The sequence below is a fragment of the Protofrankia sp. Cas3 genome (genome assembly GCF_963555955.1).
Lineage (GTDB): Bacteria > Actinomycetota > Actinomycetes > Frankiales > Frankiaceae > Protofrankia.
Genome location: NZ_CAUVXP010000017.1, coordinates 18,330 through 40,742, shown reverse-complemented (window position 1 = coordinate 40,742; position 22,413 = coordinate 18,330). Strand labels below are relative to the sequence as shown.

The 22,413-nt window shown below is 66.8% G+C and carries 16 protein-coding genes, 2 pseudogenes and 1 riboswitch; of the genes and pseudogenes, 9 read left to right on the top strand and 9 right to left on the bottom strand.

Translation table 11 applies throughout. The features are described 5' to 3' along the window. The first annotated feature begins 383 nt into the window (after positions 1 to 383). The 7 genes and pseudogenes from U9983_RS05525 to U9983_RS05495 form a co-directional block, all read left to right on the top strand. Positions 384 to 1,415 (top strand): MMPL family transporter, encoded by a 1,032-nt coding sequence (locus U9983_RS05525; protein ID WP_322752979.1) that lies wholly within the window; start codon positions 384 to 386, stop codon positions 1,413 to 1,415. Further along, positions 1,301 to 1,993 (top strand): annotated as a pseudogene (locus U9983_RS05520) (MMPL family transporter). Before U9983_RS05525 ends, U9983_RS05520 begins: the two are co-directional and overlap by 115 nt. Before the next feature lie 1,277 nt (positions 1,994 to 3,270). Continuing rightward, positions 3,271 to 4,536, top strand: a complete 1,266-nt coding sequence (locus tag U9983_RS05515) for an efflux RND transporter periplasmic adaptor subunit (RefSeq protein WP_322752978.1) — start codon at positions 3,271 to 3,273, stop codon at positions 4,534 to 4,536. A 3-nt stretch (positions 4,537 to 4,539) separates the two neighbouring features. Further along, on the top strand, positions 4,540 to 5,358 hold the full coding sequence (locus U9983_RS05510; protein ID WP_322752977.1) for an ABC transporter ATP-binding protein: 819 nt from the start codon (positions 4,540 to 4,542) through the stop codon (positions 5,356 to 5,358). Beyond that, entirely contained in the window at positions 5,355 to 6,587 is a 1,233-nt protein-coding gene (locus U9983_RS05505) for an ABC transporter permease (protein ID WP_322748096.1), read from the top strand. Before U9983_RS05510 ends, U9983_RS05505 begins: the two co-directional genes overlap by 4 nt. A gap of 62 nt (positions 6,588 to 6,649) precedes the next feature. Beyond that, positions 6,650 to 7,621, top strand: a complete 972-nt coding sequence (locus U9983_RS05500) for a DUF5666 domain-containing protein (RefSeq protein ID WP_322752976.1) — start codon at positions 6,650 to 6,652, stop codon at positions 7,619 to 7,621. Next, positions 7,614 to 9,146 (top strand): annotated as a pseudogene (locus U9983_RS05495) (biotin/lipoyl-binding protein); the annotation flags it as partial. The gene U9983_RS05500 and the pseudogene U9983_RS05495, both read left to right, overlap by 8 nt. 351 nt (positions 9,147 to 9,497) lie before the next feature. On the opposite strand, the gene U9983_RS05490 reads toward U9983_RS05495, so the two are convergent. From U9983_RS05490 to U9983_RS05475, 4 genes are all read right to left on the bottom strand, one after another. Beyond that, positions 9,498 to 11,468: an AMP-binding protein gene (locus U9983_RS05490; protein ID WP_322752975.1), complete on the bottom strand. Its 1,971-nt coding sequence runs from the start codon at positions 11,466 to 11,468 to the stop codon at positions 9,498 to 9,500. Further along, positions 11,465 to 13,834, bottom strand: a complete 2,370-nt coding sequence (locus U9983_RS05485) for an efflux RND transporter permease subunit (protein WP_322752974.1) — start codon at positions 13,832 to 13,834, stop codon at positions 11,465 to 11,467. Before U9983_RS05485 ends, U9983_RS05490 begins: the two co-directional genes overlap by 4 nt. Before the next feature lie 68 nt (positions 13,835 to 13,902). Beyond that, positions 13,903 to 14,394, bottom strand: coding sequence for a hypothetical protein (locus U9983_RS05480; protein ID WP_322752973.1), 492 nt, complete (start codon positions 14,392 to 14,394; stop codon positions 13,903 to 13,905). Between the two features lie 139 nt (positions 14,395 to 14,533). Continuing rightward, a complete protein-coding gene (locus U9983_RS05475; RefSeq protein WP_322752972.1) occupies positions 14,534 to 15,301 on the bottom strand; it encodes an iron-containing redox enzyme family protein in 768 nt (255 codons plus the stop codon). A 507-nt stretch (positions 15,302 to 15,808) separates the two neighbouring features. On the opposite strand from U9983_RS05475, the gene U9983_RS05470 reads away from it, so the two are divergent. Beyond that, entirely contained in the window at positions 15,809 to 17,065 is a 1,257-nt protein-coding gene (locus U9983_RS05470; RefSeq protein ID WP_322752971.1) for a hypothetical protein, read from the top strand. Here U9983_RS05470 and U9983_RS05465 read toward each other — a convergent pair. Beyond that, positions 17,032 to 18,528: a HAMP domain-containing sensor histidine kinase gene (locus U9983_RS05465; RefSeq protein WP_322752970.1), complete on the bottom strand. Its 1,497-nt coding sequence runs from the start codon at positions 18,526 to 18,528 to the stop codon at positions 17,032 to 17,034. The genes U9983_RS05470 and U9983_RS05465 overlap by 34 nt on opposite strands. A gap of 256 nt (positions 18,529 to 18,784) precedes the next feature. On the opposite strand from U9983_RS05465, the gene U9983_RS05460 reads away from it, so the two are divergent. Then, entirely contained in the window at positions 18,785 to 19,399 is a 615-nt protein-coding gene (locus tag U9983_RS05460) for a malonic semialdehyde reductase (RefSeq protein ID WP_416211284.1), read from the top strand. Positions 19,400 to 19,500: 101 nt separating this feature from the next. Here U9983_RS05460 and bluB read toward each other — a convergent pair whose 3' ends face one another. From bluB to U9983_RS05440, 4 genes are all read right to left on the bottom strand, one after another. After that, positions 19,501 to 20,121 carry a 5,6-dimethylbenzimidazole synthase gene (bluB, locus tag U9983_RS05455; RefSeq protein ID WP_322752968.1) on the bottom strand — a complete coding sequence of 207 codons (621 nt, stop codon included), beginning with the start codon at positions 20,119 to 20,121 and terminating at the stop codon, positions 19,501 to 19,503. Positions 20,122 to 20,157: 36 nt separating this feature from the next. After that, positions 20,158 to 20,359: riboswitch (cobalamin riboswitch) on the bottom strand. 97 nt (positions 20,360 to 20,456) lie between these two features. Then, on the bottom strand, positions 20,457 to 21,098 hold the full coding sequence (locus U9983_RS05450) for an FHA domain-containing protein (RefSeq protein WP_322752967.1): 642 nt from the start codon (positions 21,096 to 21,098) through the stop codon (positions 20,457 to 20,459). Between the two features lie 251 nt (positions 21,099 to 21,349). Further along, entirely contained in the window at positions 21,350 to 21,913 is a 564-nt protein-coding gene (locus U9983_RS05445; RefSeq protein ID WP_322752966.1) for a flavin reductase family protein, read from the bottom strand. Beyond that, entirely contained in the window at positions 21,910 to 22,413 is a 504-nt protein-coding gene (locus tag U9983_RS05440) for a type II toxin-antitoxin system RatA family toxin (RefSeq protein WP_322752965.1), read from the bottom strand. Before U9983_RS05440 ends, U9983_RS05445 begins: the two co-directional genes overlap by 4 nt.

Below are 22,413 nucleotides of genomic sequence, written 5' to 3'. Positions count from 1 at the left end.
AGGCTGTCCGGAATGTGACATGCGTCCCACGGCTGATGTTCCGGGTGTGTCGGGGGCCCAGCGCACATCGCTCCGCCCGCTGCCGTCACGCGTGGGGACCGGGGGTGACCGGGGCGAGATCCGTCGGTGCGCCCTCGGCCTGGGCCGCCGCTGCGACCATCCAGCGGGCCTGATCCACTTTCCTCGATGGCGGCGAGGTCGGCGTTGTGTCAGGGTGAGGGTGACGCGGCAGAGCGCTGTCGGGTGATGTGGAAAAGCGGCTCGTGCGGTGCGAACATGATGCATTCGATCAGCACTGCGGGGCCGCGGTGCTGTTTTTCCCAGCGCCAGAGACGGATATCAACAATTCGGACGGCCTGTCGTCGCGCCCAACGCCTGGAGGAATGGTGTTCGACAGACTCGGCGAGGCCGTCGTCGCCCATCCGTGGCGTATCATAGTGGCGTGGGTCGCGGTTGCCGCCTTCATCATAATTCCGCCGCCGAGTCTGACCAGGTTCACATCGAACAACAACTCGTCGTTTCTGCCTGGCTCCTACCAGTCCGTCCAGGCGGAGAACGTGGCTCAGGAGAACTTTCCTGCGGTGGCCGGCGCAAGCGGGCTCATCGCGGTGAATCGCACCGACAGCGGCGTGCTCACCACGTCCGACCAGCAGAAGATCTCGGCACTTGCCGGGTCCCTCAGCGGGGCTCATATCCCAGCGGTGACCTCGGTCACGACCTCGGCGTCCCACCTTTCCGGGGACGGGAAGGTCCAACTCGTCCAACTCGTCCAGGTCGTCTTCGCCGGCCAGCCCGGCGACCAGGGCCCGAACGCGGCCGTCCCCGACGTGCGGGATCGTACAACGGACTTCCTCGCCGGATCGGGGCTACAGGGTGGCCTCACCGGCAATGCAGCGATCAGTGTCGACAGTACGAATGCTTTTCGGAATGCCGAGAAAATCATCACCGTCGCAACCGTGGTTCTGATTCTCCTACTGCTCGGATTCGTGTTCCGCAGCCCGATTATCGCGGTCCTACCGATAGCGATCATCGGTATCGTCCATCAGATGGCGGAGGCCGTCACCGCAGACCTGGCGGATTGGCTCGGCTTCGTGGTGGGGCCCGAGCTCGCACCGTTGTTGTTGGTGGTGATGTTCGGAGTCGGTACGGACTACATCGTTTTCCTCCTGTTCCGTCATCGGGAGCATGTTTCCAAGGGTGACGGCGCGCTCGCCAGCCTGGAGTCGCTCCGAGCGCTGGCACCCGGCTGTGGTCCTCGGAGTCAACGGACGATCCGTACTCGATCTCCGCCATCGACAACGTGGCGGGTCCGGTCCGGACCACGGCGAACGGGTCGATCCCCGGCGCGACGGTGCTGGTGGGCGGGACGACGTCACAGCTGGTCGATGTCCGTGCCGCGCTGCGTAATGATATGAAGCATGTCTTTCCACTGGCGCTGGTAGCGGTAGCGATCATTCTCGCTCTTCTGCTCCGGACGATCGTGGCCCCGATCTATCTCCTTGCCGGCGTCATCATCACCTATGCGGCGACGCTCGGGACCATTGTGCTCGTCTTCCTGGACGGGTTCGGTTTCACTGGGCTCGACTTCACGATACCGATCATCGTCTAGCTGTTTGTGATGGCGATCGGAACCGATTACAATATATTGATTGCATCGCGCCTGCGGGAAGAATTCAATGCAGGTGAAGGACCCAGGAGCGCAGCCCGCCTCGCCATCGAGCACGGGGCACCGGCGGTGTCGGCCGCCGCTCTCGTCCTGGCCGGCACATTCGCCTCGTTGCTCCTGACCGGGATCCAGCTGCTGGAGGAAATCGGTTTGGCCGTCGCCCTGGGCGTGCTGTTGGCCGCAAACGTCCTTGCCACCAGAATCATGCCCACTCTGGCAGCACTGCAAGGATGGCACTTCTGGTGGCCACACAAGCTACACACACGTACAGCCACGGCCAGGGATGATCCTTTGTCAGCGAAGGAACCGTCCGGCGGGAAACGCTAGTGCGCTGGGCGGCAGCTGGCTCCATCGGGCAGCAACCGACGTCCCGGAGCCGTCGTGATGATGTTGATCGGTATCCTCTCCGTGCACGAAAAGTACGCCTTGATCGCCTCGTATGTCAAGTACGTCCCCGTATAGCACATTTATCGTCACACCCGCCCGATGTCGGATCCGGTTGCGGGCCCGATCGGTGTGGGCGTCGCACCCGATCACCTTCGGACAAAGGTGCCTCTCCGCGCCGGGTCTGGTAGGGTTCGTAGAGTACTCGGCGGTGACGCAGGGTTGCGCCCGTACGAGCTTACCCGTAGAAGCTTACATTGGGTCGAAGTTGGGCTAGGCTGGGAGTCACGCTAGCGCAGAGCTGCGCGAGTGCAGAGTCGTCGTCGAAGGTGACGGGCGCAGGCCCGTGCCGGGCGGTTACGGATAGAAAACTAGAAGTCTCTGTCCTGCTGGCAGGTTGTTCTTGGCGTTCTCGCTGCGGAGATGGCTGCGCGAGTGGTGCCTGTACGCCGGGCGCTCTTAAAGCCGTTCCACTTTTGACCGGCATGAGATTCGGATGAGATGGAGTACGCCTATGGCATCACGGTCGCTTTTTTCGTCACCACAGCCCGCTATCGAGTCCAGGACGTGGCAGCGTCCAGCGGGAGCTGGTCTGCCGCTGTTTCAGGAGCCGGTGTACCCGCCGGGGACGTTCGGGCCCGGCGGCGGACCGGATGGCCATGAACCGCATGGCAATGCATCGGACGGTGACACACCATACGTTGACGCACCGTACGTTGACGCACCCCACAGCCAGGCGCCGCCCGTGCTCACGACTTCTGTGGACGCGGCTCCGCATTCGCGTGTAGTGGGAAAGGGCCCGGGGAAGCGCCCGACGGCTCCGGGAACGGCTCATAGCGGCCGAACAGCTCGCACTCGCCGATCGTGACGGTGGACCGTGCGGTCGTGGCGCCGCACGATGCGTGAGCGCGGTGACGCGAATCCGGCGGGGTTCGGGTGCCTGCGGGGTGGTCCCCCGATAGGGCTGCCGGGCGCGCGACATCCGTGCCGAAAACGCTACCAAGCGAAACGCAGACCAAACTGACTCCCAATGGCGTGTGCGGATCCGCCCACGATGGACAGCGGAAAGCCGTTGGTCAGGAGTTCCACCGGATTTTCTCAGCAAATACCAAGACTCCTCCGCGAAGCTGAGGGACAGTGATCGAGATCGGCGCCAAGTCGTGCCTATCCCGACACGCGTAGGCGGGTCGCCTCACCCGCCGGGGCTTTCGGAGGAGTGGATGCACGTACGGCGCGCGCGCCTGCGGATCGGACGGAAGATGCTCGCCCTGGGGGCGGTGGCAGCCGTTGTCATCGTCGCAGGTTCGATTGCGGTCGGCCTGGCAGTCTCGTCGTCGGCCACCGGCAGCAGTCCACGTCAGGTAGCGGCAAGTCTCGGGACGATCAGGCAGGCGGTTTCGGCTACCGGGGTCATCCAGGCCGCCCACGAGGCGGACCTGACCTTTGGCGTATCAGGTAAGGTCACCGCAGTTTCGGTCACGGTCGGTCAGCAGGTTACGGCGGGGCAGGCGCTAGCCACCGTCGACTCGGCCGCCCTGGCGGCATCGGTCGCGCAGGCCCAGGCCAGTGTGGCCACCAGTCAGTCCCGCCTGTCCGCGGACCAGACCGCCGGGGCGTCGGACGCCCAGCTGAATGCGGACAACCAGACGATCACGGCCGCACAGGACGGGCTGGGCGCGGCGCAACGGTCGCTGGCACAGGCGATCCTGACATCGCCGATCGCCGGTACTGTCGCGGCCGTCAACCTGACGGTCGGCCAACAGGTCTCCGGTGGTGGCACTACCGCGTCCGGCGGCGGAAGCGGCGGGGGCGGCGGAAACGGCGGGTCGACGTCGGGCTCGGCCTCGACCACATCGACGTCGGCGTCGTCAGCTCAGGTAGTGGTGGTCGGTTCCGATGGTTACAAGATCACAACAACTGTCGACGACACTCAGATCGGCCAGATCAAGAGCGGTAACCAGTCGGTCATCACGCCGAACGGCGCCACCACCACGGTATTCGGGACAGTGGCCACGGTCGGACTGCTACCGACCCAGAGCTCGGGGGTGGCGACCTACCCGGTCATCATTGACGTCACCGGGACCCCGGCCGGGTTGCACCTCGGAGCGAGTGCCCAGGTGCAGATCATCGTCCGGCAGCTGACCGACGTCCTGACCGTACCGACCGCGGCGCTGCACTACACCGGATCCCAGGCACAGGTGTACGAGCTGACCGGGAGCAAGCAGACTCCCCGGGCGGTCACCGTGGGCGTGAGCTCAGGCGGAGTCACACAGATCACCGACGGGCTGGGCGCCGGGGACATGGTGGTGCTACCGGACTCGGCTCCGACGGGACGGGTGCGCGGCGGGACGGGGAGTCCGACCGGCGGCACCGGTGGTGGCTTTGGCGGTGGCGGCTTCGGTGGCGGAGGTGGCGGAGGTGGCGGAGGTGGCGCTGGCAGCGGTGGTTTTGGCGGCGGCGGCGCACGCGGTGGCGGGGTGGGCTGAGCCATGGCCCGGACCGAGTCGCCTGTGAGCCAGCAGCCCGCCGGACGCCAGCCTGTCATCCAACTGGATGGTGTTCGCAAGACCTACCGCACCGGCGCTCTCGATGTTGAGGCGTTACGGGGTGTGAACCTGCGCATCTCCGAAGGTGAATTCATTGCAATCATGGGTCCGTCGGGGTCGGGAAAGTCGACCTTGATGCACATCCTCGGGTGCCTCGACGTGCCCACCGCCGGCAGCTACCACCTTGCCGGCGAGGACGTCAGTCGGATGTCCGAGGACGATCTTGCCGAGATCCGTAACCGGCGGATCGGCTTCGTCTTTCAGCAGTTCAACCTGCTTCCGTCGCTGTCGGCATGGCGCAACGTGGAACTGCCGTTGTGCTATGCCGGGACGGGTCGGGCGGAGCGCCGCGACCGGGCGATCGACGCGTTGGCGAAGGTCGGTCTGGTGGACAGGACGACCCACCGTCCCAACGAGCTGTCCGGCGGGCAGCAGCAACGGGTCGCCATCGCCCGTGCGCTGGTCACCGACCCGGCGCTGATCCTTGCCGACGAACCGACCGGCAACCTCGACAGTGTGTCCACGGGGGATGTGCTCAGTCTGCTGAGCGACCTGCACGCCGCCGGTCGCACGATCGTGCTCATCACCCACGAACCCGACGTCGCCGCTACCGCCGGCCGGGTGGTACGGATCCGCGACGGTGACATCCAGGATGACACGGGGCCGGGACCCCGAGCGACGACCGGACCCCGAGCGGACACCGGGTTCGGGAGCGGGGACAGCGCCGGTTCGACCCCGCTCGCCTGGGAGGTGCGCAGGTGAGCTGGGCGGAGACACTGCGAATCGGCCTGGATGCGGTGCGTACGCACCGTTCGCGTTCGGCCCTGACCGTGCTCGGCATCCTCATCGGCATTGCCGCCGTCATCCTCACCGTCGGACTCGGTGAGGGTGCCCAGGGTCAGGTCCGTGACCAGATCAACTCTTTGGGCAGCAACCTGCTCGTCGTCTCGCCGGGTAGTACCACCAGCAGTACCGGCGTCCGCGGCGGCTTCGGTTCGGCCTCGACGCTGACCGTGCAGGACGCCGAGGCCCTCGCATCCAAGGACGTCGCCCCGGACATCGCCGCGGTCGCGCCGGCCAGCCAGCGCAGTCTGTCGCTGACGGCCGGGACGTCGAACTGGACCACCACTGTCGTCGGAACGACACCTGACTGGTTGTCGGTCCGGGCGCGCAAGATCGACGCTGGTCGGTTCATCACCAGCCAGGACGTGACCAGCCACGCCGCGGTCGTCGTGCTCGCGGCCACCACGGCCGAGCAGCTGTTCGGTGGCCGCAGCCCGATCGGCGCGACCGTAACGGTGTCCGCGGTTCCAATGCAGGTGGTGGGTACTCTCACCGCCGTTGGGTCCTCCGCCACGGCCAACGAGGACGATCAGGCCGTGCTCCCGATCAGCACTGCGGCCAACCGTCTGTTCGGGGGTACGACGCGTACCTCCGTGCAGAGCATCTATCTGGAGGCGTCGTCGTCGAAGACGCTGTCCGCCGCCTACCAGGAAGCAAGTAGCGAACTGCTCGCCCTGCACCACATCGCCACGCCCACCGGTGCCGACTTCACCATAGCCAGCCAGCAGTCCATCCTGTCCGCCGCCACCTCGGTGGACCGCACCCTCACCGTGCTGCTGGGCGGTATCGCCGCGATCTCGCTGCTCGTCGGCGGCATCGGCGTCATGAACATCATGCTCGTTTCCGTCACGGAACGCATTCGGGAGATCGGCCTGCGCAAGGCGCTCGGGGCGCCACCTCGGGTGATCAGACGTCAGTTCCTGGTGGAGGCGTCTGTCCTCGGTCTGACCGGCGGCCTGGCCGGTGCCGCGCTCGGGTTGGTGGGGGCCGCGGTGCTCCCACACGTGATCTCCCAACGCATCGACATATCACTTCCGGCAATCTTTGGCGCGATCATCGTCGCGGTGGGGATCGGAGTCGGGTTCGGTGTCTACCCCGCCAGCCGAGCCGCCCGGCTGGCCCCCATCGACGCGCTGCGCAGCGAATGATGATCCTTCGGTCTCCGGCCCAGCCCTGCATCCAGGGCCACCATCAGGAAAACGAGCCCACCGTGTCCGAGCCGTATGTGTCCGAGCCGTGTGTGTCCGACAGCACCGTGTCCGAGAGCCCCATGCCTGCGCAGGACATGCCCATGCGAGCGGGCGTCGCAGCCCGTCCGGTCCGGTCCGCAGCCCGACCCTTAGGTGTCGGGGGACGGCAGCTGAGCCTGCTGTCGCTGGCGGCTGTCGTCGCCGTGGCCGCAGTCGCCCTGGCTGCGTGCGGTGGGGGCTCGGGCGCCACCACCACTGCGGGCGGGCCGACGCAGGACCCGGGGACGAGTTCCACGCCGTCCGGCCCGCCGGGCGTCACAGGGACGGCCGCGGCGGTGACCGACACGGCGATCCAGGTCCAGAATCCGTCGGTAGGCCAGGTCACCGTCAACTTCAACAGTTCCACCGCTTTCACCCAGACCGAACAGACGACCGCCGCCAGCCTGGTGGTCGGCGACTGCGTCGTGGTGACCACGGGGGCGGGAACAGGAGCGTCGCAACCAGCTGCCACCGACGGCCCGATCGCCGCGCAGAACATTATGATCAGTAAGCCGGATGCGGGTGGGTGCAGCGCCAACGGCGCGTTCCGCGGTGGTTTCGGCGGCGGTGCACGCCCCTCGGGCGTCCCGAATCCCTCGGGCAGCCCCCGGTCGCAGCGCACGCCGGGCGCCGGTGGACAGGGTCGCTTCGGCGCCGTCATCGGCACGGTCACCTCGAAGTCCGACACGACCTTCGTGGTGGCGACGATCGCCCGCGGGAACAGCCCGGCCACGACGAGAACGGTCACGACGAGCGCCTTGACCGGCTACGACCAGACCGTCCCGGCGTCGTCCGCGGCATTGAAGGTCGGCGAGTGCGTCACCGCGGTGGGTCCGGCCGACAGCACCGGGGCGGTGACAGCGACGTCGATCAGCATCCGGCAGGCGGGGCCCGACGGATGTACCAGCGGTTTCCGCCGGTCGACCAACGCCGAGGGGTCCGCCAATGGCTGACCGGACGTCTCGGGCCCGGCGACACCGGGTCCGCCGCTGGGTGACGGTGGCCGTCACCGTTGCTGTCCTCGGAGGGGCCGGCGGGGGTGTCCTTGTCGCCACAGCCGCCGGCGGGCCGTCCTACCGGACCACCGTGGTCAGCCGCCGCACCGTCGAGGCGACGTTGAATTCCATCGGCAGTGTGACGCCTGTGAGCCAGGCGTCGGTGAGCTTTCCCGTTTCCGGGCGGGTGGCGCAGGTTCCCGTGGCTGTCGGCCAGCATGTGACGACCGGTGACGTCCTGGCCGAGCTCGACACGTCATCTCTTGCCTCGTCCCTGGACAATGCCCGTGCGACGCTCACGTCGGCGCAGGCGAAACTCGCGGCGGACCAGGCCAGCCAGACCGGCGGTACGGCCTCGACCTCGACGTCTCTGTCAACCGGAAGCGGTTCCGGCGTGGTGGGCGGCGCGGCATTTGTCAGGTCGCGCCAAGCGGGCACGCCGAGCCCGAGTCATGTCGCGGTGGAGCTGATCGTGTCCGGTGAACCGCGGGTCGGTGCGTCCGGTGGCGGACCTGCTGGGCAGGGTGTCGCGGCGGCGGACGTTGTCAAGCAACGTCAGCAGCAGCTGCTGGCTGACCAGCATGCCGCCGACACGGTCCTGTACCAGACCCAGGCCGATCTGGCGCATGAGCAGGTGGTCTGTCGGGCGTTTCTGAACAGCCTCGGTCGGGCTCCGAGCGCCACCCAGACGCAGGCGACGCAGACGACGCAGACACAGGCGCAGGACCCGGCCTCGACCGGCGGAACGGCGCCCGACGGTACGGACTGCTCGGCGTTGCTCAAGAATGTCCTCGCCGAGCAGGAGACCCTCAACAATGATCTACGCGCCGTAGCCGCGGATGAGGCGGCCCTCGATGCCGCGGTCGCGCAGCTACTGGCCCAGTCTCCGGGGCAGCAAGCGGGCACGGGCCCGGGCCAACCGTCGCCAAGCCCGTCCGGTACCGGAACGGGAACCGGGGTCGGAACCGGGGCCGGGGCCGAGCAGCACGCCGGCAGTAATTCCGGTAATTCCGGTAAAACAGGCGCTACCGGTAATACCGGTGGCGGTACCACCCACGGCGGCACGTCAGCGGGTGGTACCGCAGCGGGTCGTACGTCAGCGGGTGGTACGGCAGCGGGAGGTAGGGCCGCGGGTGGCTCCACGACGGCGTCAGGTACCTCCCGGGCACCTGCTTCGGCGGCCCAGATCGCTGCCGACCAGGCTTCGGTCGACGCTGCCAACGCCATGGTTCCAGTGGCCCAGCAGAGCCTGGACCAGGCGCGGCTCATCAGCCCGATCAGCGGTCTCGTGGCCGCCGTCAATGTCACGTCCGGTCAGTCCGTGACCGCAGGGTCGAGCACAGCAGCGATTGTCGTGGTGAATCCAGGTTCCATGGAGGTCATGACGACGGTCAGTGACAGCAACGTCGCCGCGGTGAAGGTTGGTGCGAAGGTCACCGTGACCCCGAACGGTACCGACTCGCCGACGGCGGGCACCGTCGTGGCAATCGGCCTGCTTCCGGCAGCGTCCACGACATCCACCGGGACGGCATCGTCCGGATCGTCGAGCGGGGTGGCCTATCCGGTGACCATCGGCCTCAACGGCGGCGGTGGAGCGCTGTTTGCCGGCTCCGGTGCGGCTGTGTCCATCGTCGTCTCCAGTGTCGCGCACGCGCTGGCCGTGCCCACGTCAGCCGTTCGTACCCTCGGTAACCGTCATGTCGTGTCCGTGCTGCGAGACACCAAGCTGACCAGTCTGGCGGTTGAGGTGGGCGCGGTGGGTATGACCTTCACCCAGGTGACATCCGGCCTGTCCGAGGGGGACCAGGTCGTTCTGGCAGATCTCAATGCCCCGCTACCCACGAGTAACACTACCTTGCGCGGCATCGGGGGCGGTGGTCTCGGTGGTGGTGGTTTCGGTGGTGGTGGTTTCGGTGGAGCCGGCGGTGGCGGTGGCGTCGTCGGTGGAGGTGGCCGGAACGGGTAGTGGCGAAACGTCGGACCCCAGCGGCGAGTATCGCTCGCGCAGGTGGCTGGAGCGCAGCTCGTGAACGCGCCAGCCACGTGGCTTGCCGGTGGGTCCTACCTCGCCGGTGGCCAGGGTGAACGCTCCGTCGAACAGTCCGTAGCCGCGGACCACGCCATGCGGGTCCCCGCTTACCACGAGTGCGGCAAGCTGCGCCCACCGTGGGTCGTCCCTGCCGACCGGTTCCAGCCGTCCGGCCTCGCGCAGCATGTGCTCCGGCGTGCCTGCCGGGTGCACGGCCACATACAGAAACACCCCGGCTTCGGGTGCGGCGGGGAACAACACGATGTCAGCGGGGCCCAGCGCGGCGGCGATCCGCGCGATGAGGGCGCTCGTGTCCATGACGGTGCCATTCGGGGCCTTCACCAGGGACTGCACCCGCCCCAGTAGGACGATCTCGCCGTTGTCCCGGATGAGGGCACGGTCGCCGGTGTGTAGCCAGCCGTCCTGGACTGTGCGGGCGGTGACCGCATCCTCGCCGACGTACCGGGTGAACGTCGAGGGGCTGCGTACGAGCAGCTCGTCGCCGTCGCCGATCGCGACCTCGACGCCATGGACCGGGACACCGACGACGTCGAACGCCGCGCCGGATCGGGTGGTGATCGACGTCGCTCCGGCCACCTCAGTCTGCCCGTAGACATTGCGCACGGGGATGCCGACCGCCTCCCACCATGCACGCAGCTCGGCGGGGATGGGTGCGGTGCCGGCAAATGCGTCCCGGACCTGCGCGAGGCCGGCCTGGCTGCGCATCCGGCGGCCGAAGACCCACGCGCCGGGACGGCGTCTGGTCACACCGGTACGGCCAGCAGCCAGCGCCTGGTCAGCAGTGTGTCGTACCGACGCGGCCAGCCGCCGTCCGAGCGCACTGGACGACGCGGAACGCAACGCCTCACCCCGGATCGCCTCGTACACAAGTGGTGGTGCGAGCAGCACGCTCGGACGGGCGGCCAGGAGATCGGGTCCGAGGGTGACCAGCCCGTCGCCATACCAGGTGTGGCCGGCCAGCATGAGCGAGACATACAGGGTGAGTAACCGTTCGGAGATGTGCGCGGTCGGCAGGAACGACAGGAACCGGGGAAACGGGTGCGTGGTCTCGTCGCGCACCGCGGACACCGCGGACATCATCGCCTGTTCGGATACGTCGATGACACGGGCCGGGCCGGTGGTACCGGTGCTCTGCAGGTACAGCAGCGTCTCCCCGGACGGACGGGTCGGTAGCGCCGCCAGCCGGCCACGCACCGACGCAGTGTCGAACGGTTCGACATCGGCTGCGAGGGTGGTAAGCGGTGTTCCCTCGACACCGGGCAGGGCAACGATCCTGTCCATCTCGACGATGGGCAGCGCCAACCCGGCGGTGGATGCCCGCGCCCGTTGGGAACGACCGACCACCACGGCACCGGCACCGGTCATCCGCACGGCGCGGCGCAGCTCGTCATCCGTGGCGGTCACGTAGAGCGGCTGCACAGCGCGGCCGGACAGCCCCAGCGCCAGCTCCAGCACCGGATAGCGGGCGTCGGTTTCGGCGAGGACCGCCACCGTAGCCGCCGGTCCGACGACCTGGCCGATGCCGTCGACAACGCCGATGCCGTCGACAACGCCGAGAACCACGTGCGTGAACTCGTGCCAGGTGAGTGTGTGCCAGTCGGCACGTCGCTGCCAGCGACCCGGCTTCGTCGCATCCGATGGGCAACGGTAGGTAATTGCCGGTCGCTCCGGGTGCGCACCGACGGTGTCCATCAGCACGGAGCGAAGTGTGATCCCGCCCTGCTCCGCCTCGGTCACGGCTGACGTCGTTGTCATGCTCCCACCTTCACGAGTTCCGGGACGGCGGCGGGCGCGCTGGCGTGGCGGCGCGGCCGGCCGCGGACGAGCAGCAGGTAGAGCGCCGGGCCCAGTACCAGGTCCGTTGCGAGTGCGAACGACATGGTGAAGGCGGCGACGAGGCCCATCTCCTGCAGGGCGATCAGCGAACTGGCCATCATGGAGACGAAACCGCCGATGAGCACGTAGGACGAGAAGCTCGCCGGTCGGCCGGTGCGCAGCATGGTTGCGGTCACGGCGCTCGTCGGGGCTGACCCGGTTCGGACCCGGTCCCGGATGCGCACGGACAGATGAATGGTGTCGTCGGCCGCGAGGCCGAGCGCGATGGCCAGGATCATGGCGGTGCCGATGCGCACAGTGATGTGGGCCAGACCCATGAAACCCAGGGTCGCGAAGAGCGGCAGGATGGTCGGCACGATGCCGGCGAGGAACAGCTTTGCGTCCCGGATGGCGAACCACATGATGGGCAGGATCAACGCGAGCGCGGTGATGGCCGAGAGCATCATCTCGAACGAGAGGCTGTGCATGCCCTGCTGTGCCAGCCACCACTCGCCGACTGTCGCCACGTCGGCGTCCGGCATGGTTTCCCGTGCCGCGGCGCGAATCCGTTCGGCGAACGGCAGGGACCTCGCTGTGCCGATGTCCGGCACCCGCACGATGATCGCGGCCTGGTCGCCGGCCGAGGTGAGCAGCGTGTCCGCGAGCCGCTGCACGACTGGTCCTGCCTGGCCCTGGCGGGCCGCGACCGCGCCGGACAGATCGGCCGGCCGGCGGACGCAGCCGGAGTCGGTCTGCCCAGCGGTGACCGGCGGCTGTGGCGTCAGGTCGAGCGGAGATGCCACATAGCGCACCTCGGGCATCGCGCAGACCCGGTTCACCAGCGAGGCAAGCTGCCGCTCGGTGCCGAGCACCGTGCCAGACCGTGGCCTGACCCACAGGACCGGGCCGAGGAATCCCGCGAACTGATGCTCGTAGGTGGATTGGGCGACTACCGCGGGATGACTGTCAGGTAGCTCTTCATTGACCTTCTGGTCGATCGACAGCCCGGATGCGCCGACAATTCCCAGGGCTGTGGTGCCCAGCACGAAGCCGAGGACGACTGTGCCGGGGCGGCGTTGCAGCAATCCGTCGGCGCGGTGCAGCATTGCGACCGTCCAGGACGTGGTGTGTTGGCGGAACTCCTGCGGCGGAGTGTTGCGGTAGAATACGTGAATAAGCGACGGCACGGTCAGCCAGTTGGCGACGTAGACGATCATTACGCCAAGTGCCGTGGACAGCCCGAACGACGAGATCGCCTTCATGTCCGCCGTGAGAAGCGCGCCGAATCCCACCATGGTCGCCAGGCCGGTCATGAATGCAGGCCAGGCCAGGATCGTGAATGCTTCGCGGTTTGCCGTGGTGTGATCCCGTCCCGCCTCGCGCCGCCGGCGGTACTCCTGCTGGTGGTGCAGGGCCTCCGCGATGCCGACGATCAGGACCAGGGTCAGGACCTGGCTGTTGACGATGGAGAAGGGTTGCCCGAGCAGCGTCATGACACCGAGGACCAGCGGTACCGACAGGGTGACGCCGGCAAGGCACGTCACGACGTCTCGGAGCCGGCGGAAATAGACGAACAGGATCACCAGCATCACCGCGAGCAGAACCGCGATGCTGCGCAGCACGCTGAACAGCACTTCGTGGGCGTAGACCTGTTCGACCTCGGGATAGCCGGTGATGCGGGTCGTGATACCGGTCTGCCGCGACCAGTCGTGCACCGTGGCGCGGAACTGTTTCACCGCGGCACGCCAGTGGGAGAAGTCGCTGTTGGCGATGTCGAGCGCGACGGTGACCGCGACCTGCCGGTTGTCGTCGCCGAAGATGATCCGCCGGGCTGACGGTGAATGCAGCACCGGCTCGATGACCGCTCGCTGCTCAGCAGGTGTGTGCGCATTGCTCAGGTCGGCGGCGACGCCGGCCGGATGCAGTCGGCCCGAGGCGTCGAAGAACGGGAACGTCAACGGCTCCCGCACCGTGACGAAGTGCGGCAGGTTGCGCAATCGGTCCGCAAGTTCGTGGGTCCGGGCCAGCGTGCCCGGGTCCCCGGTATCACCGACGTCCGCGATCGCGACAAGGTCGTTGAATCCCAGGTCGCCGAAATCCTTCTCAAACGCCGCTGTCTGTGCCAACTGCTGCTGATTGCCGGTGAATACCGGACGGAACGACATGTCCATCCGCATGTTGAGTGTGCCGACTGCGCCGGCGAGGACGCCGAGGACGAGGCAGACCAGAACGAGCGGGCGCCGCCGCGCCAACGTGTCGTAGATACGACCGGCACGTACGCCACCCGGGATTCCTGTCGCTGACACCCACTCGCTCCCTCAGGCCCTGTCCGGTGGATATTGGTCGATGCGATCGAAGATCCATTTGGCCGGCTTCAGTCGTTCGGCCCGGCGGTGCCCGGGCGGATTGCCGCCCGGGCCTCGGCGTGGCTCATCCCCAACTGGTTCATACCGATGCGAGCGCAGTCGTCGTAGCGGCCGAGAATAATACTGTGCCGGCCCGGGCGCCCCGGAACGGCGCAGGTTTCGCCGGTATCCTCCGCACCGATCAGACGGAATATCTTCAGCATCTTCGGGAGGCAGTAGGCGATGTAACGCCGGTGGTGGGTGTACTCCAGCAGCCACATCGAGCCTAAGGCAAGCACCATGAGCGAATAGCGCACGGACTGGGGCGAGCGTGCCGCGGCCATCCGGCCGACCTCGGAGTCCGAACCCCAGTCGGGCAGGTTCGGCGAGACCCCGAGTATGTCCGAACTGTCGGACGGATACGGTTGTGAACGTGCGGTGGCAACGGGGGCGCCGTCGCGCAGCAGGAGCATGACATAGCTGTTCGCGTCGCGGTGGTGTTCCAGACCATCGCTGAACATGACGCTGCGTCGATCGCGGAAGACCTCGTTCCGAAAATTGCGGGCGAGTTGCAGCTCGCTGTCGGAGCTGGCGCGGATCAGCAGAATACCATCCGTCTGTGATGTCTGTGATGTCTGTGATGTCTGTGATCTGGATGAATCAGTGAGCACGGCTGGACTCCCGCGGCGATGCGTTGCTGCGACGGCGTGTCCATTCCGCGTAGGACTGCTCCATCAGGGACGTGGTCAGCCAGAGTGTGGTGACCGCGACGCGATGTACTGCATCAGCCTGCTCGCGGGAGGTCACCGCATGGCGGATCGCGTGCTGTACCTCGGCCGCATGCCTGGAGTCGATCTCCGAGTGCGCCACGAAGAAGGCCATGTCGCGGTCGCTCAGGCCGAGCGATTCCCGGGCCTTCACCAGCACCGGGCTGATGTGGTCGTACACCGTCTCGGCCCAGTAGGAGTAGCCCAGGCGGGAAACCGGACTTTCGCGCAGAACGACACCGTAGAGATACTGGATGAGTGCGTCGGTCGCCGGCAGCGGCGCTTCGTCGACGGGTTCGTCCGGGCCGATCAGGCCGACCGCGCGCAGATCGTGCAGGACCAGCTTCTCGTGGCCGAGTTCCTCCCTGGCATGGCTGTAGACGAAGCGCAGCAGACCGATCTGTTCCGGCTCGGCGCGAAGGGCCGCGACCGCCTGGTTGATCGAATTATGTCGGGTGTAGTGGTAGATCTGGATCATTATGATTCGGTACAGCTCACGGTCGAATCCGTGCGCCGTGACGTGCTGCCAGAACGCACTGTCTCGGGCCTGTGCCCACAGGTCGCTGATCGAGGTGTCCAGGCGTGCGAAAAGTTCGTCGTGTATCGCATTCGGGACGACCTCTTCGGGGGTGGCCACTGCGTCAAGGATGTCCTGGATCATTACTACCCCCATATAGGCGGATGAATGAAATCAACATGAATCTACAATGGCTACCCGGAATATTGCACCTCTGATCGTGTGTCAAAAACCCGACAGATCGATCATGTAAGAAATCTACGACAGAATCGATGTTCGAAGGGAACCTACGGGTTTCCCGGTTCTCCGTCCACCCGCACCGCCGTGCATGTTCGGCACGATTCAGAGCGCCCGACAAGAGGAGAGTGGATCAAGGTGCGTGCCCAAGCCCCGCGACGCCGCGCCCAGGCCGAAAGTGGCCCTGCCTGCCCCCGGACCCGGACCGGGGCCGGGGCCGGGGCCGGAGCCGGAGCCGTCACAGGATGGAAAGATCCTCCGAATCTCGCTCATATCAGGCTTTGACCCGGTTCACACGTCGGCCGGCTCTCCTTGGCGTCAGACGCGGTCCAAGGGATGGATCCGCTCGCCCGGTTGGGGGTACGTCACATGCGTAGACCGAGAGTGACAGATCGCTCGGTGGACGATCGCTTGATGGCAGGACCGAGGAGATTTCGGGCGCTGTCGTTGGCGGCACTGTCCGTACTTGTACCGCTTGCGGGTGTCGCACTCGCGCTTCCCGCACGTGCGGCACCGTCCGGACCGCCCAGGACGCCTGACTGCGCCTGGCGGGTGGAAGCCTCGCCGCAGACGGTCAACGCGGGTCTGCTGGACAGCGACGCCGTGTACTGGGTCATGCCGTTCGCTGTCCAGAAGGATCTCAACATCGTGTTGTCGGGTACGTACGCGGATGCGCGTTACACATCCCTGACGGTGTACGACAGCAGCTTCGCGCCCTTCACCACGTCCAATGGTGTCAGTTCGGAACTGACTGACTACCACATCGCGCCGGACGCGGGCAGTCTCAACCCGTGGCAGGTACCGGCCCCCCCGGGTGGTCACTTCACTGTTACTCTCCGTCCCGACGCAGCCCCGGGGCAGACCAACGTCCTCCCTCTTGCCCCTGAGGGCACCCCGGCGGGCCGGGCCGGGTATCTCATCTACCGGGTCTACCTGCCCACGGGTGGCGACCAGGCGGTGTCGCTTCCCGGTGTGGCCTTCGAGCAGGACGGCACCACGGTGAACGTCCCGCTCTGCGCGCCCGGCTCGCAAGTCGGTGCCACGCCCGACATGGTGGCCGGCATGTCGGCGGCTGCCACGACGAGCGGAGATCTGCAGTTCGCCCGCGGGACGTCGAGCAACGGCTCATTGTTCCCCAACCCTGACAATGCCTATCTGGAAGCCTCGGTGACGCCGCCCGGCGGCGACAACGTGGTCGTTGTCCGGGCCAAGGCACCTACCACGCCTGGTGGCGAACATCCGGCGCCATGGCCGTCGGCGGCGAACCTGCGCTACTGGTCCCTGTGCGCGGACCTCCCGACACCGCCGCTGCCCGTGGTTGTGAACACGCTGCCCGACGGCACCGTTGACTACGGTTGCCGGGCGGACGAGGCCACGGCGCTCGACTCGACCGGCTACTACACGTTCGTCGTGGGTACCGAGGCGCAGCGGGCCGCAGTCGACGGCATTCCCGGAGCGACGTTCGTACCCTTTTCCACGGACAATCCGACGACGCCGCACGTGCTGTTGGTGCGCAACCTTCTCGGTAATTTCCCGTATGCCGTCCAGAATGTTCCGCCTGACAACAACCCGGCATCGGCCGCGGCGGTCATGGGGAGCTACTACCCACAGGCCGCGGTCTGCCCGCTGTCGACTCTTCAGGCTGGCGGTCCGGCGGCCTGCCTTTCGTAATTGACACTGCCGAGTTCTCCCGTGGGTGGACCGGGCGATTCCGGTTCACTCACCGGGAGGAAGAGCCGGACGGTGGTCCCGATGCCGGGAGCGGAATGTACGTCAGCGGTGCCACCGTGCGCCGCCGCGACGGCCGCGACGATGGACATGCCCAGACCGCTGCCACCATGGATCCGATCGCGACTCCCCGATGCCCGCCAGAAGCGGTCGAATATCCGTTCAGCCGATTCCTGGGGCATACCCGGTCCGAAGTCACGGATCTCGAGGTGGACGCGGGTGCTGTCACGGCCAAGCCTCGCCTCGACCCGGGCTGTCACCGGCGTATGGACCCGCACGTTCGACAGGAGGTTCCCCACCACCTGGCGCAGGGCGTCCGCGTCCCCGACCACCATGCACCGGTCCGGACAGGTCAATGCGATGGGACGGTCCGGCTCCACCGCGGTTGCATCGGCGACCGCATCCCGCAGCACGGCGGACAGGTCCACGTTCGAGCGGTCCAGCGGCCGGTGCTCGTCGAGGTGGGCCAGATAGAGCATGTCGTCGACCAGCGCGCTCATCCGGGCGCTCTCCTCCTGGACGCGCCGCAGCGCATCGTCCACACCCGTCGGTGGGACGACGCCCTGGCGCATCAGGTCGACATAACCGCGGATGGAGGTCAGCGGAGTCCGCAGCTCGTGGGAGGCATCGGCGACGAACCGTTGCAGCCGTTCCTGTGAGCGGACCCGCTCCTCGAACGCCGACTGGATCTGACCGAGCATGATGTTGAGCGCGGCGGCGAGCCGGCCGACCTCGCTGCGCACCGGCGAGTCGGGCACGCGGCGAGACAGGTCCCCGCCGGCGATTGCCGCGGCGGTCTCCGCGACGTCCCGCAACGGCCGTAGGCCACGACCGAGAAGCAGCCACGCCGAGATACCCGCGCCGACAAGGACAGCGAGGCTGGCGATGAGCTCTATCCCCGCCAGCCGGGCGACGGTCGTGGTTACCGGGCGCAGTGGGACGGCGACCAGGTCGGTCCCGCCATCGGCGGGTAGCACCCCGACGACGGCGCGGAAGCGTCTGCCGCCGTCGACGATGTTGAACGGCGCTCCGGAGGCGATCCGGGCGTCGATGTCCGTGACGGCGTCGAGGAGTGGACGCGATGGCGTGGGACCACTACCGCTTCCGGTGACGACCCGGACCGAACCGTCGCGCAGGCGGAGTTCCACCACGTAGTCGGTCGGGGCGATCACGCGTTGCAGGCTTTCGGCGCCGATCACCGGTGTCATTCGGGCCAGCAATCCACTACGTGCTGTCACGAGATTCTGGGCGCCGCGCAGCTGGTCGTCCGTCTGCTGGAAAAGATAGGTACGCAGCGCGAAGATGCTGATGGCGGCGGTGGCGGACAACCCCACCGTGAGCAGGGCCAGCAGGCCGAACATCAGCCGGGTCCGCAGCGCGACCCCCGGACGTGGGTTACTGGACATCCGAGCACTCTCCACGGATCGATGCCGCCCTTGGTAGCCGCCCTTGGTAGCAGCCCTTCGTACCCGTCCCCGCCGGGAGCGGGCCTGGAGGCGCAGCTCACATCGCAGTCGGGATGCCGGCAGCATAGTTGTCGGTTCAATTAAGCAGCTGGGCCTACGGGCGCGCGACGATCGTCAGATCGCGCGCCCGTAGGCCGCAGTCCCCGGAGCGCCCAGGGCAACCACCCGACTATCAGGAGTCCCGACGTCCATGACCATCACCGATATCGCTACCGGCGAAGACGCCCTGCTGCTGGACGCCGCCGCCGCGGATCTGTTGTTCCACACGGCCCGGACTGCGAACACGTTCAGTGATGAACCGGTGTCCGACGAGCAGGTCCGTGCCATCTATGAGCTGATCAAATGGGCGCCGACCAGTATGAACGCGCAGCCGCTGCGGATCATCCTGGTCCGTTCGCCCGAGGCTCGGGAACGGCTGGTACAGCATCTCAGCCCGGGTAACCAGGCGAAGACGCAGTCTGCGCCGCTCGTGGCCATCGTGGCCGCGGACGTCGACTTCCACGAGAACCTCCCGCAGGTCTTCCCCCATCTGCCGAACGCCAAGGACTTCTTCACCGAACCGGTCGCTCGCGAGCAGACGGCCCGCTTCAACGCCGGCCTGCAGATCGGCTACCTCATTCTGGGCATCCGCGCCGCTGGGCTCGCGGCTGGCCCGATGACGGGCCTGGACGCCACCGCCGTCGACAAGGAGTTCTTTGCCCACCAGCCGTTGCGGACGCTCGCAGTCATCAACATCGGCAGGCCCGGGGAGAATCCGTGGTTCGACCGCAGCCCACGGCTGGACTACGAGCAGGTAGTCTCCGCCCTCTGAAACAATCTTGAAACGGGCTCCGACGTCAGCTCCCTGGAGAGCCGCCGACGGTCGGCCACCTTTGCCCGACGGTGGCCGACCATCGATTCATGACCAGCTGACTACCACATCTCGTGATGGACTGCCTGAGGCAGAGCGCGCCGGTAGGCCCAGTTGTGCCGTTCCAGGTCGGGGACGGTCTCATGATGTGTGACTGGCCCCAGACACAACCACGCGACCGGCCGGACTTCGTCGGGAATCCCGAGCATGTTCCGAACGGCCTGTTCACGATAGAAGGACACCCAGCCGACGCCGAGGCCTTCGGCGGTCGCTGCCAGCCACAGGTTCTCGATGGCCAGACATACGGAATACAGCCCGGCATCCGCGATGGAGTGTCGTCCCAGGACGGCTGGTGCGCCGCGTAGCGGGTCGTATGTCACCACGACGGCCAGCGTGGACTCCAGTACGCCGTCGATCTTGATCCGGCTGAAACGGGTGGCTTGGTCCGCGGTCAGCGTCGCGGCGAAGATCGCCTGTTCATGCCTGACATGATCATGAAAGGTTTTCCGGGTTCGGATGTTTTCGACCAGGATGAAGTCCCATGGCTGACTCAGGCCGACGCTCGGGGCGGCATGGGCCGCCGCAAGCACACGGTCCAGGACATCGGCCGCGATCGGCGCTCCGGTGAACTGGGCACGCACGTCACGGCGTTTTTTGATCACATCGTAGATGTCTACGGACATGGCGAGGCTCCCGCGCTCCGACCACCCGACCATCGGCGGGTGGCACACATGCGAGGCCGGTCTTCGGACTCTCGGATCAACGCCTGGCCGCCCGGCCTTCCCAGGCCAGGTGGCCCAGTGGCTGCGCCTGCGCGCGTGGACGGTGACTCCCCGATGACCGCGGCGGGCCCGTGCCGGACTCTCACCGGCTTCCCGATTCTCCCCGGTCTCCCAGGGCACCTCGCGAAGGATGCCGCCACGATCATCCCACACGCGAAGCTCGGTCTGACCGCGGAACGCCCGAAGTCATCGGGCGACGGGGCTGGGAGGGCGGCGTGGTGGGCCAGTGGTGACGATCAATGTTCGCGCTCGGACACCAACCCGGCCTGGAAAGCCAGCTCGACGAGCTTCATTCGCTTCTGGTTCTGCGGCAGTTCTTCCACGCCGAACTTGCGAAACAACGTCCGTAGGTGGGTCTTGACCGCCTCGACACTGAAGAACAACTCGTCGGCGATCTGCCGATTTGTTGCGGGGGTCGTGTACGGGGTTCGCTCCTGGTACGGGCGACACAGGGATTCCAGTACCAGCAGCTGGGTCGACGACAGGGAACGCAGGGTCACGATATTGTTCACGTCTTGGGTCTCTATCGCGCCACGGCCGGCGGATGTGCGGCCGAAGCGGTTGTCACGATAAGTCAGCGAGGTCGAACCGACGAGAATAACGTCGCCGTCCCCGAGCCGTCGCCGTCCGACGAGCCGTTCCCCGTTCACAAAGGTGCCGTTACGGGACAACCCTCCGTCGATCAGTATCCAGTTGGTTCCGATCTGTTGGAACTGTGCATGCAGGCGTGAGACCTTGCTGTCCCACGCCAGCCTGACGTCGCTACCGGGACCGCGACCGACCGTCACACCCACGGCCGCGGTCAGGTTCACCACCTGCTGCTTCCCGGTGCCGTCGCGGTAGAACAGGAAGATGTCTGCAGAAGAGTCACCATCCACGTCTCACACATCCAACGTGGCGCGCCGGCCGAATCCGCGAGGATCTGCGATGAGCCGATCAGGCATGACGCCGGACTCCTTTCTTTACGAGTTTCATTCGTCGGGTGTATGGTACCGCGGCACATGGGTCGGCGATGCGATGTGGCGAAGTTTATTCCTTCTGTTTGTACTCGCCATGATATTTCGACCAATATGCCATGCGTTATGAAAGATACATATAAATGCCGCACGTCAGCTGCCCGGATGAGATGCTACATATCCGGGTTTTCGTCGCCTTGCCGTCCACGCGAAATGGATTGAAAGCGCCCGTCGTGCCACAGCAACGGTCGACCGTGGCCCCGGTAGAGCCCGATGACGGAACCGACGAGGATGGTGTGATCACCACCAGAATGCAGGGCGTGCACCGTGCAGGTGGTCCACGCGAGCGCGTCGTCGAGTACGGGCACCTCGTGGACGATCTCGTGGGAGACGTCGGCGAATCGGTCTGCCGGCGGCCGGGAGGCGAAGCCGGTGGCCAGCTCGACGCCGCTCGCGTCGAGCACGTTGACGGAGAACCGACCGGCCTGGCAGATCTCCGCCAGGGTGGCTGACCGGTTGCCGACGCAGGCGAGCACGAGCAGCGGATCCAGGGAGAGCGAGGTGACCGCACTCGCGGTCATGCCGGTGGGGCCGGCCGGTGTCACCGTGGCGAGCACGGTGACACCGGAGGCGAGCTGGGCGAAAACCGAACGGAACAGCTGCCGGGCCTGCTCAGGGCTGGTCGGCAGGTCGCCCGCGGCCAGCGGACGGGGCTCGGGGACGGTAATCGTCGTCATCGCACCGCTCCCCTTTCAGTGGAAAGCGTGGCGTCGTCGTCGTGGATGTCGCCGTCGGCAGGAAAAACCACGTGGTCGCCGAACAGGCCGCGCAGGATCCGCTGCATGTTGTCGCGCAAGGTGCGTTCGGCGATCGGGTCGATGATCGCGGCGAGGCTGGGCATGCCGAGGTCGAAGTGCGCTGTGAAGGTGAGGGCGGCGTCCGGGCCGGCCTGGTAGGCCTGCCAGGTGCCGTGGAAGGTGTCGAAGTCTCCGTCTGTCTGGCTGAAGCTGATCGTGTGAGCAACGGAATCGATGTGATCGCGTTCTGACCAGCAGAGCAGACCGTTGCGGAAGACGACCGACCAGTCGGAGTCGACGGTTCCATCGTCGTGATCGGTGATTGTGACCTCACGAACGGCATCGGTGTATTCGGGATAGCGGCCGAAATCGCTGACGCGGGCGAAAACGGCGTCCACCCGGGCGGCGGGTACCAGGGTTTCGAGGGTGACGGTGCGCAT